12 protein-coding genes and 1 pseudogene are annotated in these 13,355 nt (G+C 45.9%); 7 read left to right on the top strand and 6 right to left on the bottom strand.

Annotation, left to right across the window (positions count from 1 at the left end; genetic code table 11):
- Positions 1-73 precede the first annotated feature (73 nt).
- Entirely contained in the window at positions 74-2,395 is a 2,322-nt protein-coding gene (locus BLS59_RS12300) for an ABC transporter permease (RefSeq protein ID WP_091149562.1), read from the bottom strand.
- 61 nt (positions 2,396-2,456) lie between these two features.
- Between BLS59_RS12300 and BLS59_RS12305 the strand changes: the two are divergent.
- Positions 2,457-3,530, top strand: a pseudogene (locus BLS59_RS12305) (YifB family Mg chelatase-like AAA ATPase); the annotation flags it as partial.
- Here the strand turns inward: BLS59_RS12305 and BLS59_RS12310 are convergent.
- The gene (locus BLS59_RS12310; RefSeq protein WP_091149563.1) at positions 3,490-4,980 is read right to left on the bottom strand and encodes a recombinase family protein; all 1,491 of its coding nucleotides are present in this window, start codon (positions 4,978-4,980) and stop codon (positions 3,490-3,492) included. The pseudogene BLS59_RS12305 and the gene BLS59_RS12310 overlap by 41 nt on opposite strands.
- A 146-nt stretch (positions 4,981-5,126) precedes the next feature.
- Between BLS59_RS12310 and BLS59_RS12315 the strand changes: the two genes are divergently transcribed.
- A complete protein-coding gene (locus tag BLS59_RS12315) occupies positions 5,127-5,837 on the top strand; it encodes an HsdM family class I SAM-dependent methyltransferase (RefSeq protein ID WP_091149564.1) in 711 nt (236 codons plus the stop codon).
- A gap of 677 nt (positions 5,838-6,514) precedes the next feature.
- Here BLS59_RS12315 and BLS59_RS12325 read toward each other — a convergent pair.
- Positions 6,515-7,057: an ImmA/IrrE family metallo-endopeptidase gene (locus BLS59_RS12325; RefSeq protein ID WP_091149566.1), complete on the bottom strand. Its 543-nt coding sequence runs from the start codon at positions 7,055-7,057 to the stop codon at positions 6,515-6,517.
- The gene (locus BLS59_RS12330) at positions 7,038-7,397 is read right to left on the bottom strand and encodes a helix-turn-helix transcriptional regulator (RefSeq protein WP_091149567.1); all 360 of its coding nucleotides are present in this window, start codon (positions 7,395-7,397) and stop codon (positions 7,038-7,040) included. The genes BLS59_RS12325 and BLS59_RS12330 overlap by 20 nt, the downstream gene beginning before the upstream one ends.
- Before the next feature lie 308 nt (positions 7,398-7,705).
- On the opposite strand from BLS59_RS12330, the gene BLS59_RS12335 reads away from it, so the two are divergent.
- From BLS59_RS12335 to BLS59_RS12345, 3 genes are all read left to right on the top strand, one after another.
- Complete coding sequence (locus tag BLS59_RS12335; protein ID WP_091149568.1) at positions 7,706-7,921, top strand: hypothetical protein; 216 nt, start codon at positions 7,706-7,708, stop codon at positions 7,919-7,921.
- 329 nt (positions 7,922-8,250) lie between these two features.
- Complete coding sequence (locus BLS59_RS12340) at positions 8,251-9,324, top strand: protein kinase domain-containing protein (protein WP_091149569.1); 1,074 nt, start codon at positions 8,251-8,253, stop codon at positions 9,322-9,324.
- Entirely contained in the window at positions 9,315-10,877 is a 1,563-nt protein-coding gene (locus BLS59_RS12345) for a tetratricopeptide repeat protein (RefSeq protein WP_091149570.1), read from the top strand. The genes BLS59_RS12340 and BLS59_RS12345 overlap by 10 nt, the downstream gene beginning before the upstream one ends.
- A gap of 70 nt (positions 10,878-10,947) precedes the next feature.
- Here the strand turns inward: BLS59_RS12345 and BLS59_RS12350 are convergent, their stop codons facing one another.
- Entirely contained in the window at positions 10,948-11,529 is a 582-nt protein-coding gene (locus BLS59_RS12350) for a hypothetical protein (RefSeq protein WP_091149571.1), read from the bottom strand.
- A 104-nt stretch (positions 11,530-11,633) separates the two neighbouring features.
- Positions 11,634-12,815 carry a type IV secretory system conjugative DNA transfer family protein gene (locus BLS59_RS12355; RefSeq protein ID WP_143014118.1) on the bottom strand — a complete coding sequence of 394 codons (1,182 nt, stop codon included), beginning with the start codon at positions 12,813-12,815 and terminating at the stop codon, positions 11,634-11,636.
- Positions 12,816-12,953: 138 nt separating this feature from the next.
- On the opposite strand from BLS59_RS12355, the gene BLS59_RS12360 reads away from it, so the two are divergent.
- Positions 12,954-13,160 (top strand): hypothetical protein, encoded by a 207-nt coding sequence (locus BLS59_RS12360; RefSeq protein ID WP_091149573.1) that lies wholly within the window; start codon positions 12,954-12,956, stop codon positions 13,158-13,160.
- Positions 13,129-13,355 (top strand): recombinase family protein (locus BLS59_RS32030; protein ID WP_205411254.1); only part of this gene is annotated, 227 nt, incomplete at its 3' end. The genes BLS59_RS12360 and BLS59_RS32030, both read left to right, overlap by 32 nt.

Raw genomic sequence — 13,355 nt, forward strand, 5'->3', positions numbered from 1 at the left:
GGTAAACCTAACGCTACCAAACCCGGGCCGGTTTACCCGCTTTGCGGGATACAACCAGGCCTTTGGTTAATAATCACTCATCACGCAATGTTTTTACAGGGTTTGTAAGTGCGGCCTTATAAGTAAGATAAATTGTTGCGGAGAATGATATCAGCATTAATATCGCAATTGGTAGCACCAATTGCCACCAGGTTATTTGTACCCTAAAAGCGTAGCCCTGCAGCCATTGATAAATAAGCACCGCTGCCACCGGCAAGGCAACCACACTTGCCAAGAGTATAAGCTTTAACATATCATTTGTTAGCAATTGTATTATGCTTTGAGCCGATGCCCCCAATACTTTACGAACACCAATCTCTTTTTTACGCCTGGCGGTTGAGTAGGCTGTTAAACCAAACAGGCCCAGGCAAGCAATAACTATCGCCATGCATGAAAAGAGCATAAACACCTCCCCGAAATGTATATCCTGTTCATATTGCTTCGCATAAAAATCATCCAGGAAAAAATAGTCAAAGGAGAACTCGGGAAAAATATCCTTCCATAACCGACCGAGGGTATCGTTGGACGCCGCCATTTGCGCTTGATCTATCTGCACAGATATAAACTTAAGTGGCACCCAGGTAAGTTTAGGGTCCATAAAAAGTACGGTTGCCATGTAAGATTCTTTTAATGATTGCTGGTGATAATCCTTTATTACCCCAATTACCTCGTTAGGTTCTTTATCCAATGATTCTATCCATATTTTTTTGCCAACAGCATCCTCGGGTGATTTAAAACCAAATTGCTTAACGGCTGCTTCGTTAAGCACCACCGTGGTTGAATCGCCAGAATTGGCCGCATCATAACCCCTGCCGGTAATGAGTTGTAATTTATACATCTTCATAAAATCGAAATCAACCCGTAGCATCTCATAAGTCCGTTCGTCGGTTTTTGAAGTGCCGTATCTTCGGCAGGCCGCAGCCATACCAATCTGCTTGCCTGGTACCGCACCAGATACGCTGATTCCCTTTACACCCGCAACACCTGTAGCCCTATTTTTAAAACTATTAACTTTTTGTATATAATTATTTGTGTTGGAGGGAGCCTTAATAACCACGGTCTGTTTTAAGTTTATTCCGGTTTCTTTACTGCTCATATACGATAGCTGTCTGTAAACAGCAAACGTATCAGCCAGCAACAGCAGGGATGCCGCGAATTGAAAAGATACCATTGCTTTACGCAGCCAAACGCCGCTTTTTGAAAATGCAAATCTGCCTTTGAGCACCTTAATAGGTTGCAATCTTGATAATACCGTGGCCGGGTAAATCCCCGATAAAAATATGCTGCCTATAAAAACAAGTACAACTTTTATAATCAGGCCGACATCTATCAATAACCGATATGTTTGGCTATCGCCCGATATTTGCTGCAACAGGGAACGGATGAATATAACCAACAGGGCCGCAACGCCAAGCGATATCAGGTTGATGATAAATGATTCTATAAAGAATTGAAATATGAGTTGAGAGGTATGGGCTCCGTTAACTTTTCTTATCCCAATCTCCCTGGCCCTGTCAACTGATTTTGTGGTAGCCAGGTTGATATAGTTGATACACGCAATAAGCAAGATTCCGTATGCCATTATTGCCAGGAAATTTACTGCCTGCCTGTTGCCCTTGGCTTCCATTTCATAAGGCTTTGCAGTATTCAGGTGAATATTGGCAAGGGGCACTAGCTTTACGCTCCACTTAAGCTCTTTTAAAGGGGCTTCGGTTTTAAAACGCTCGGCAAGCGCGGGGAATTTTTGTTCGATACCGGCCGCCGTTGCGCCTGGTTTAAGCTTTAAAAATGTATAATTTTCATGCTGATACCAAAACTCTTTAACCCAGGCAGGGGACGTGGCCCATGATACCAGCATATTAAATTGCAATGTTGAATTAGCAGGTAGATCTTTAAATACACCGGTAACCATACAGTTATAACTATTAAACCTTGATGATAGCTGCATCATTTTCCCCACGGCAGCATCTGCATTGCCAAAATATTTTTTTGCTTCGGAAGCTGAAATTACAACGCTGTTAACCTCTTTCAATACCGATGACGCCTCACCTTTAAGCAATGGCAGCCCGAAAAAAGAAATGAAATTGCTATCTGCAAAACACACGCGCTGCTCGCGGCATTTTATGTTTTGGTAACGGACTACACGTTCATTATCATTCCAGCTAATACGCGCATAACTGGATATGCCCGGCAAATTGTCATACATGGCTTTTGCGTAACCGTTGGTAGCGGTTGCCCAGCTATCGGTAAGCTCTCCCGATCTGTAAAACTGGCTTTCCACACGGTAAATATTGTTACTGTCCGGATACATTTTATCAAATCTCTTCTCAAAATGTACGTATGCGCTAATCTGCATATTTATCCCTTTTGCACCTTGTTAAAAATCTATATCTTACGCATGGATAAACTTTATTACAGTGTTGGTTAAAACTTTTGGCAGTGCGGTTTATGGTATTGAGGCAATTACCATAACGGTTGAGGTAAATATTGCGGCGGGAACCAAATATTTTATTGTTGGCTTGCCCGATGTTGCCGTAAAAGAAAGCTATTACCGGATAGAATCGGCCTTAAAGAATTGCAACTTCAGAATGCCGCGCCAGCAGGTGGTGGTGAATATGGCCCCGGCTGATATAAAAAAGGAAGGTTCGTCATACGATCTAACGATTGCCACGGCAGTCTTAGCCGCATCTGGTCAGTTGGAATCTGAAAGCCTTGATAAGTATATCATCATGGGCGAATTGTCGCTTGATGGCAGCCTGCAACCCATAAAGGGCGCGCTCCCAATTGCTATCCAGGCGCGTAAAGATGGTTTTAAGGGTTTTATTCTTCCCAAACAAAATGCCCGTGAAGCAGCCATTGTTAACGATTTGGAAGTATACGGCGTTGAAAGCATAAAGGAAGTAGCCGGTTTTTTCAATGGCGACCTAAAGCTGGAGCCCGAATATGTGAACACCCGCGAAGAATTTTATAACAGCCTTTGCAATTATGATAGCGACTTTAGCGAAGTAAAAGGACAGGAAAATATCAAACGTGCGCTGGAAATTGCTGCCGCAGGAGGACATAATGTGATCCTGATCGGTCCGCCGGGAGCGGGGAAAACTATGCTGGCCCGCAGGTTACCTTCTATTTTGCCGCCGCTTAGTTTATACGAATCGTTAGAAACTACCAAGATCCATTCGGTAGCGGGTAAGCTTGCTGCCGCGGATGCTTTGGTTACCATCAGGCCGTTTCGTAGCCCGCATCACACCATTTCGGATGTGGCCTTGGTCGGAGGAGGGGGAAACCCACAGCCCGGTGAAATTTCGCTGGCCCATAATGGTGTTTTGTTTTTAGATGAACTGCCCGAGTTTAAGCGCAGCGCGCTCGAAGTAATGCGCCAGCCGCTTGAAGAACGCAAGGTGACCATTTCAAGAGCGAAGTTTACAGTGGATTATCCGAGCAGCTTTATGCTTATAGCAAGTATGAATCCATGTTCGTCCGTGCACTATTCTCCGCGTTTAGGGGAATGGACGGGGCGTAGGCCAGCGTGATCGTGATGTCCTCCCTGTCGATCTCGATTGACTTGGTGATCGTTTCCACGATGCCGCGCTTCTGCCCGAACGGCAGCTGCGCCCACTGGTCGTACAGCGTCCTGATCTCCGAGACCACGATTTCGCTCGACATCGCCTGAACGGCGCGGACGTCGATTTCCGCTTCCAGTTCAGGCCTGCGAACGTCCATCTGCAGTATGCGCTCCTCGATCGGCCTGTACTTCTCCGCGAACAGCTCCCTGCCCATTTCCCCGCTGATGCGAAGCGAGAGCATCTCGTCCGCCTGCCTGGAAAGCTTCGCGCGGTCTTTTTTCAATGTCTCAAGCAAGCTTTTCTTTTCTTGCAGTTCCCGGTCGGTCGCCTCGGCATACGTCGCGTGGTTGATGGTGCTTAGGTACTCGCGAAGGTACGCCTGGTATATCTCGTCAAGGTCGGCGACGGTGATGCGGTTCTTGCACGCCTTGCATACGTACGTCTTCGAGTTGTGGTACACGTACATGGTATTGCCGCACGCGCAACGGACGAAGCCGGACAGCAGGTACACGGCCTTGGGGCCCCTGGGCTTCTTCAGCCCGTCCTGCATGTCGAGGATGGCGTTGCACTCGTCCCACAGCTCTTTCGGGACGATCGCGGGGCAGGGCATGACGATCCATTCGGACTGCGGCTTTATCGACCAGGCCTTGCCGTCGCCGCGGCTCCTAGTGTAGTTGGCGCGGCGCTCGCCCTTGGCGGCGCTGTCGCGCAATAACCGCATGACTGTTTGACGAGTGAACTTCGAGCCGTTGCGGGTTCTGTACCCGGCGTCGTTGAGGGCCTTTGCGGTGGTGAGCTTGCGCTGGTGCTTCACGAACAGCTCGTACATCAGCTTGCGGACGGGCGCTTCCGCCTCGTCGATCACCAGCTCGCTTTCCACCCACCGGTAGCCGAACGACGCCTGGCCGCCGAGCGGCTTGCCCATCCTGGCGCGCACCGGAACGGAGGCGGCGACGCGGCTTGCGATCTCCTCGCGCTCCCACTGCGCCATCGCGGCGATCATGGTGTAGAACAGGCGGCCCGCCGGGGTGCTGGTGTCGATGCTTTCCGAAAGGGAAATTAAATCGGCACCACAGGCTCGGAAGATTTCAGCAAATTCTAATAACTCTTTGGTATTTCTTGCTAACCGGGCGAGCTTGGAAAATACCAGGCCGGTGATGTGGCCGCTTCTGACGTCGGCCAGCATTCGTTTTGTTTCGGGCTGCTGCATGACGGACTTGCCGCTCACCGCGTCGAGGCGGTACACCTCAATAACCTGCCACCCGTCTTTTGAGTTGACGTACCAGCGGGCCCGCTGCTCGTGGTGTTCGGGGCTCTCGTCCTGCACCTGCATGTCCGTGCTTACGCGGATGAAGATGCCTACGCGTTTAGTTTCCATTTTAGGAGGGGTTTGATTGTTGAAAGAATAGGTTTTCACTAAAGATAGCGAATTGCATGATTTTCCGAAAGGGGGGACGGGCACCCCCTTCCCCGGGGCGGTAAACCGTGAGATACTTTCCCGGAATCGACAAAACACAATTCAATATGACAGACATTACCAAGCTCGTTTCGCTGTTCGAGCGCTATGCCCATGACAATGACTACTCCTCCGCCCTCGGCGGACTGCTGGACTTCTTCCTCCTGCCGTTCAGGCTGCACGGGACGCCCGAAGCCCGGTCGTCCGCCCTCGCCGCATTCTCGGGGAATCCCCGGCGGGAGGCCATGCTGGCCGTGCTGTCCGAGGCCGGGGAGCGCGCCGAGGATTTCGGGGACCCGCTGGGCGCGCTGTTCGAGCGGCTGGTATCGAAGGGGCGGAAGGGCCAGTTCTTCACCCCGGACCCGGTCGCGGACCTGATGGCCGCGATTGCCATGGGTGACGCCGCGAAAGGCGGCACCGTGCTTGACCCGGCCTGCGGGTCGGGCAGGATGTTGCTCGCCGCCGCGAGGGTCAACCGGCATGCCCGCCTGTACGGCGCGGACGTGGACCCGCTGTGCTGCAATATCGCGCTGGCGAACATGATCATGAACTCCCTGACTGGCGAGATCGCCCACATGGACTCGCTCTCCAACGAGTTCTATGCCGGCTACAGGACCGGCACCGCGCTCAGAAACGGATACCACCATCCTTACTACGTCGAGTTTTCCGACCCGAGCGAAAGCCGCATCTGGCAGCGGTCGCGAATGCCGTCAGAGAATGGGCCATCCTTTTCGACCGGAAAGGGCGGCAGCGGGGGAACGCAGGGCACCCTTTTCTGACGCAGCCCCTCCAACGTCCCGCCGCAAAGCGGGCGTTTTTTTTCTTAGCTCAATCAATTCCCAAAAAACAAAAAGGAAAAAGAAATCCCCGTCCACGGCGCGGAACGGCCCCGCAGGGAGGAACGGAATAAATGCGGGGCTGCGGGCGAGGTCGTGTTTATGCCGTAGTTCCTTGCGGGGCCAGGGGAAGGGACTGGGCAAGCCGTTATCTTCGATGCATTTTTTATTTGTTTTGACTTCTGTCTGCACTTCGGCAGTCAAGCGAGCCGCGAAAGGCTGCGAAGGGAAGCGGAGCAGCTTGCGAGCCGAACAATGGTCCGGGCAGGGGGAGCGCAGCGGCTGCCCGGTATGTCGCACACGAGCGGGACGGATGGGGCGCAAGGTTTCCAGGGCGCGGAAAGCACATCCGGCCCGCGAAGCCATTGTGAGAGGCTCAGGCGAGCCAGACGAGGCAAGCGGCCGCCTTTGGCTGTGCCGAACGAGGCTCAGCAAAAGGCGGAGGGAGCTTGCATGACGAGCGAATTTAATCCTACAGGGGAAGTGACGATTTCGGCCTGCGGCAGCAGAAAAGGCCGATTTGCCCTGATACGTGCGCAGGGCGCTTGTATCGGGGCTAATGTAAAATTGGCGGTTCCGTTGTGGATTTTATGAGCGAGGAATACCTTATTTCCTCGATTTTAGTTTGCCTCTGAAGAAAAACCATATTCAAGTAATCCTAAATGGGAAAGTTTAATTCCTAAAAGCATTTCATCAACCTTAAATTTTTCAGATAGGTGGCGCACGATATCGAACTTTACATCAGACGTGGTTAACGATGCTTCAAGTTCTAACAAATAATTAGGAACCAATAATGAGGTTGCGAATTCGTTAGCGTCACGCTCCTTGGCTTCTTCATAAGTTGTTTCAAGTGTGCGCTTACATGATTGAATCTCGCCCTTATCTATGAAAAAAGAAGCGTTTTGAGAATGTAACAAATAATGCCCAAGTTCGTGAGCAATTGTAAATCGTTTACGGCTTTCATTATTTCCTAATGTATTAACAATAATGAGAGGTTTTTTATTCTTAATTACTAATAATCCAAAAATATCGTCTTCCAATTCCGTATACTCAATTAAAACACCAAGATGTTTTGCACATTTAATGACATCTATAGGTGCACTTTTTTGATTCGTGGCATTTATGAGCTCTATGGCTTTTTCCTCAATGTGCTTTAATATCATGCGTAAGGGTTTTACTAATAATTAATTCTAGTATTTCTAAAGACTGGGGATTAAGAATACAAGAATTCCGGAGCTGGATATCTATATTATCTTTATTGATAAAGGCTTCAACTTCTTTCGAGCCTGGCATAATGTCTCTGACATCGACCATAAGTATGTCGCCGATTTTATATAGGGTCGAAATAGGTATTTGATGCCGCCCAGATTCAATATTTGAAACCGATACTCTAGTGAGTCCAACACTTTCACCCAAATCTTGCTGGTTCATCTTATTCTTAGATCTGTAAATTTTAATCCTACTACCAACAATTTTGTTAACCGCATTACTAAATTCTGTCATTTATAAAGTGCCCTCCATTATTAAAAAAAACATTAACGAATATACTGTTAATTTCACAGATTTCAAAATGTAAATTAAAATAAACTATGTAAAATATTAAAAAATAATAATAGTGTAATTTGTTAAATGTTTGTAATATATTACATATATTTGATGTTCAGATAATAAAAAACCTCATTAATAACAGCGACCGCTAAGTGCAATTAAAAAATGAGGTTCAAAAAGAGTCCGCTAAGACCTTTTTATGATATAAATATACTGCTATTTCATAAAAAAGGGTCATTATTTTAAATTTAACCTTCTTTATTATGAAAAAGAGAAAAAAGAACCTCGCTAATTTTACCACTACCTCTACTGTTCTGCAAGAGCAATTCACTAGTGAATCGCAACGGTCCCGACAGGCTTTTTGGGGCAGCCTAAGTGATGGAGAAAAGACCAAGATTTTATTGTTCGACGAATTGAAAAACAGTTTTGGTCTTGATGAAAAATTTAAATCATTGGAATTTCCACTAGACGATGAATAATTTGATATTGCATTTTGTTGAAATGTGCTATTAATTCATATTTATATTATAAATATGCGCTTTTTACAGCCGTGATGAGCAAATTCAGTTCTAATGATGGTTTTATAGTTGTTTAGGGAAATCAAAGAATCAGTCTACTCGAGGCTTTTATTATAGTATGACATCGTTTCATTTGTTAGATAATGAAGTGGTAGTTAGCCGGTAGGTGTCATCTTCCGCATTTTATACTCAGTTTAAGTTTAGATGCGTCCCTCGGATGTACACTAAAAATAAATATCAAAAAATGGGAGGGCAATATGTTACATTTGAAATCTTAACTTATCATAATTATGGGAATAGTAAACACTGCAATGATAGACAACGCGGCCTATGCGTTGGAAGGGAAGCTCCTGAAAAACAAATGGAAAGTCAAAAAAAGAATTGAGCCAAAGGCGGGTGGAACGGGCGGTTTCTTTAGCGTTTGCTACCTTGTTTCAGACGGGGATCGTGAAGCATTCCTAAAGGCAATTAACTTCAAAGCATTTTTTCAACTATTTTCCGGCCGTTCGATCATCGAAATTCTTTCAGAGCAAACCAATGCTTTCAAGTTTGAGAAAGAACTCTTATTGCGATGTAAGTCAAAAAACCTGACCAAGGTGTCTACTATATTGGACGAGGGAGAGGAATTGGTTGCAGGTTTTACTATAGCAAACGTGCCCTACCTGATTTTTGAACTGGCTGACGGCGACTTAAGATCGCGAATAACATTTAACAACGATGTCGAACTGGCGTGGAAGCTAAGCTCCTTACATAACGTTTCAATTGGGCTTAAGCAGTTACACGGAATAGATATTGGCCATCAGGACCTAAAGCCTTCCAATGTCTTGTTGTATGAATCTGGTATTACGTCAAAGATTGGTGACTTAGGGAGATCGCTGTGTGAGCATATTGACGCTCCACATGAAGGCGATGGTAATTTTACCGGCGACTTTAGTTATGCGCCTCCTGAATTTTTATACCGGTTTATAGAGCAAGACTGGTCGAAGAAGATTAGGGCTACGGACCTTTACCTCTTCGGGAGTCTGGTGGCATTTTATTTTACAGGAATGAACATGACTGCCCTCATTGGAAAGAATATCGACAGGCAGTTTCGTTGGGACAAATGGGGTGGGTCGTTCGATGATGTGAAGGATTATTTGGTCGATGCATTTTACAAGAGTATTAATGAAATAAAAGCAGGTATTTCTAACACTGTTTTATCCGATGAAATTGGAAAAATCATTGAAATGTGCTGCTTCCCATATCCCGAAAAGAGAGGACATCCGAAATCCATAAAACAAAAAGGGAACCAATATGATTTTGAACGGATAACTGCAAAATTAGATTTGCTTAGAAAGAAAGCGGAGATGAATGTATGGCATTAATTTTTGAAGAAAAGGATCGGACTGTTGTGCCGAACTGGAGAGATTTTACTAGGACGCTGAAACTTCAAGAGTTGGCAAACACGTCGCCGTTGCCGCCATTGGATATTAGCATTCTGCGGCCACTGAATGATTGGAGAAGCAATCAGAATGTGGGCATTGCCGCTGATTTAATTAATTCCGCATTTATAGCTGGAAAGACAAATTTTCCTGAATTGGACGAGGCTATTAAATTTGTTCTTGAAAATAGCCCAAGCCAGTCGCTGGTGTCGTTAGCGAATACAATTAATGGCATCAAAAGAAATCCGTTTGAAAATAATGATGAGGTACTAGGAAATAATATTCAAGTCAATAGCGAAGATTTTAACGACTTTTCCTTTCCGGAAGACAAGAGGGTTTTTAAACTAATAAATAAGACGCGGTTCAGGGCGCATCAACAACTCAACAATCCCATTCCATGGGTTGAACTGGCGAGGTTGTACTCATTTTTTGGGCATCTAAAAAAAGCAGATAAGGCCATGACTGTGGCCGCTCAACTTGCTCCAAACAATAGGTTTGTCCTGCGGTCTGCTACTCGGCTATGGACCAATATCGATGAGAATGAAAAAGCATTGCATTACTTAAAAAAAAGCAACTTGACAAAGCTTGATCCGTGGCTGACATCTGCCCATATCGCTACATCCAGCTTAATGAAGAGGTATTCGCCATTGTTAAAAAACGGTCAAAACCTGATTTCGTCAAAGAATTTTTCAAATTTCGACATTACTGAACTAGCAAGCTCTATAGGTACGTATGAATTTAACGAAGGGGCAATAAAAAAGTCGCGCGAATTCTTTGGCTTGTCTATTCAATCACCTAATGACAATTCTCTTGCCCAATTAGAATGGATAGCCAAAAGGGATAGTAGATTCGAATTCAACCTTCAAAAGTTTAAAGACGTCACGAATCCTTTTGAAGCGTTTGCTTTGGAAGATAAAGAAAACGGTAATTGGGTAGCTTCTTTCGTAAATGTGTTAAAATGGTTTTTTGACCTTCCTTATACAGTGCGGCCTGTTTTGCTCGGGTCTTATATCGCAAGTTCATTTTTAAAAAATCAACATTTGGCAATTAGTCTTTGCGAGGCTGGCCTAAAGGCAAATCCAAATGATTTTTCTATTATAAACAATCTCATTTATGCGCACGCCTTAGACAACAGACTACATGATTGTACGAACTACATCGAGATTTTCAGAAGGATTAAGATTGAAGATCTTCCAGATGATTGGAAGGTGACCTTTTTAGCTACTAACGGTCTGATTGAATTTAAGGAAGGCAATATAGAATTCGGTAAAAGATTATATGAAAAATCCATAGAATGGGCATTGAGGATAGATAATAATTACTTGGTAGTTATGGCTTATGTAAACTATGCCAAAGAGTTAATTTCTAACAATTGTCCCGAACAGGATTTTATCGTCGGGCAACTTCGAGATGTAAAGATTGAAGGAGCCAATAGAGAACTTTCAGTGCTAACAGAAGAGGTTTTAGGCCTTTATAATAGGAAACGAATAGGATAGCTATTGTAGGCCGTTTATTATTAGACGTGAATTAGGTTAACGTAAAAATAACATTTTTAGAACCCTGAGCTCAATTTTCAGAGGGTACTTTGGGCTTGGTTGCAACATTGGTTTGATTTGAACTTCCCACCAAATAGCCGGCTAAGGTTCCTAGCAGTCCGACTATCGGCGTGATTTGAGTCGTGTTAAAACCTGCCGGAATAAGAAATACAGAAACGGTCCCGATAAACATAATTCCGACAAGCTTGTAGGTATGAAAAGAATCATTATCGGAGCTTTTGTTTCGACTGCCGAAGGCCAATATCAGCGCTATTAGTACGGCACCAAAAATTAATATTGAGATGCTCAGCGTGTTTGATTGCTCCTCGTCATTTTGAACCGTTGTATTTACCTTTTTCAGCTCGTTAATCTGAGCGGACATAATTTCCTTCTTTTTCGTAAGGCTGTCTATCGCGACTTTGTTTTTTTCCTTGTTTATCGATAGCGTCGATATGTTTGTGGATATTACGATAATAGAATCTTGCTTGCGAATTATCGCGGCTTGGGTTGAATCCCTCTTTTTGCCTTTTAGTTCTGTTCGAAATTGGTCTTGTGTGGCAAACGCGGAGGCAATTCCGACGAAACAGAGAATTGTGGTTATTAGCTTTTTCATTGTCGTGATGGTTAGGTATTTTTAAATATACAAAAAATCAAAACCAAACAAACTTTCTTGATCCATTTTTTATCACCAGGAATTTGCTGACATATAAAATTCTATTAAACTCTAGCCCCTAATCTTGCGCTAAACGGGCGGCTTTCCATCCCGTCAATTAACACCTTTAAATAGATTGCAAACCTCGGCAGGCTTATAAAATCTTCCTGTTTGAAAGTTGGATAGAACTCTTCTTCCATTGTTTTCGAATCGACGCTTCCCAGGCGAAAGCAAATAATCGTCGATACATTTCCTAAGACGGCGCCGCATACATCCTCAGGCAGTTGGGCCATATACTGGTGCGAAAAAAACAACCCTATTTTATACTTGCGTACCTCGCTAAGCATTACCGCAAATGAGGTCGTGATAAAGGAATGGCACTCATCTATGAATACCATGTATGGCACCCTCTGTTCTTCGGGGATTGCCGCCCTGCGCATTGCCGCTACCTGTATGCCAGTGGTGACAAGGCTGCCCAGTATTTGCGATGCGTCCTCGCCGATAATTCCCTTTGAGAGATTGCAGATTAGTATCTTGCCAGTGTTCATCATTTCCTCTATGTTCATCCCGTGCTGCTGGCCGACTATTTGGCGAAGCACTTCGCTGGAACTGAACACTCCCGCCTTGTTTAATATCGGCATGATGGCGTCGGCCCTCAGCCCTGCCGGGTACTTTTCGAACTCGCCAAGCCAAAAGGAGATGATCGTAGAGTTATCCGTGTACTGCAGCACTATGTTTCTGTATCGCTGGTCCAGCAGCAATGGTACGATGTCGAGCAACGTGGCTACCGGGTATTCCAACAGCGTAAGTATGCAGTAGCGGAGAATGTGCTCGAGCCGCGGGCCCCAACTGTCAGACCATATCTTCTTGAACGACAGGACGATCTCGGACGCGACGAGATGGCGCTGTTCCTTTGCGACGCCATGCAGCGGGTTAAAGCCCGTGCGGTGGGCTGCGTTGGTGGCATCAAAGTACACAACGTCTTTTTTGCGGTGCTCGGGGATTTGTCTCAGGAGTTCCAGGCAGGCGTCGCCATGCGGCTCTATCAGGCAAACTCCGTATCCTTTGTATATGTCATCAATCGCCATGTTCAAAAGCAGGGTTGTCTTTCCGACACCCGTCTTCCCCAGGGCGTAGATGTGCGAATACCGGTCCTGTAGCTTTATGCCGAACAGCCGGTTGCTGTTCCTGAAGTTCGTGTAGCCGATGGGGGTGAATGGTTTTGAATGGTCATGTGGGTTGTTCATATTATTCCTTAATCCTACGGTAGGCGGCCTCTGCATGATAGCGGGGGACAATAGTCTTTCAGGACATAAAGGCCTCTCTATTGTCCGCTCTGCACTTTTGCCATACTGAGGCTATACAAATAATTTCATTCTGCTATTATGGAACCGCTACACAATGGACCCGATGTTAACGTACCCAAGGCGGAGCCACGAGGTCTATTGTGTAGCAACAAAGACGTTAATCGTGGCTCCGCTTTGGCGTTGGGCAGTCAGGAAATAGAGGCGGAGGCGCTGGTTTCGCAGTTGGCAGAGCTCATCGTTGAGGTTTATTTTTATGAACAGGGAAGCAAAAAAGAGCGAGAATAAGAAGGCGGTCCTATACTGCCGCGTGTCGACCAAGGAGCAGGCAGAAGAGGGGAATAGCCTCGTCACTCAGGAGCGTGTTTGCCGCGAGTACGCCGCAAGGGTGGAGATTCCGCTCAAACTGACCACCCCATTCCGGTTTAAAGTGACCACCCGTTCCGGGTTCAAACTGACCACCCCATTCCGGAGCAAACTGAC

It is taken from the genome of Mucilaginibacter pineti (genome assembly GCF_900101875.1).
GTDB lineage: Bacteria > Bacteroidota > Bacteroidia > Sphingobacteriales > Sphingobacteriaceae > Mucilaginibacter > Mucilaginibacter pineti.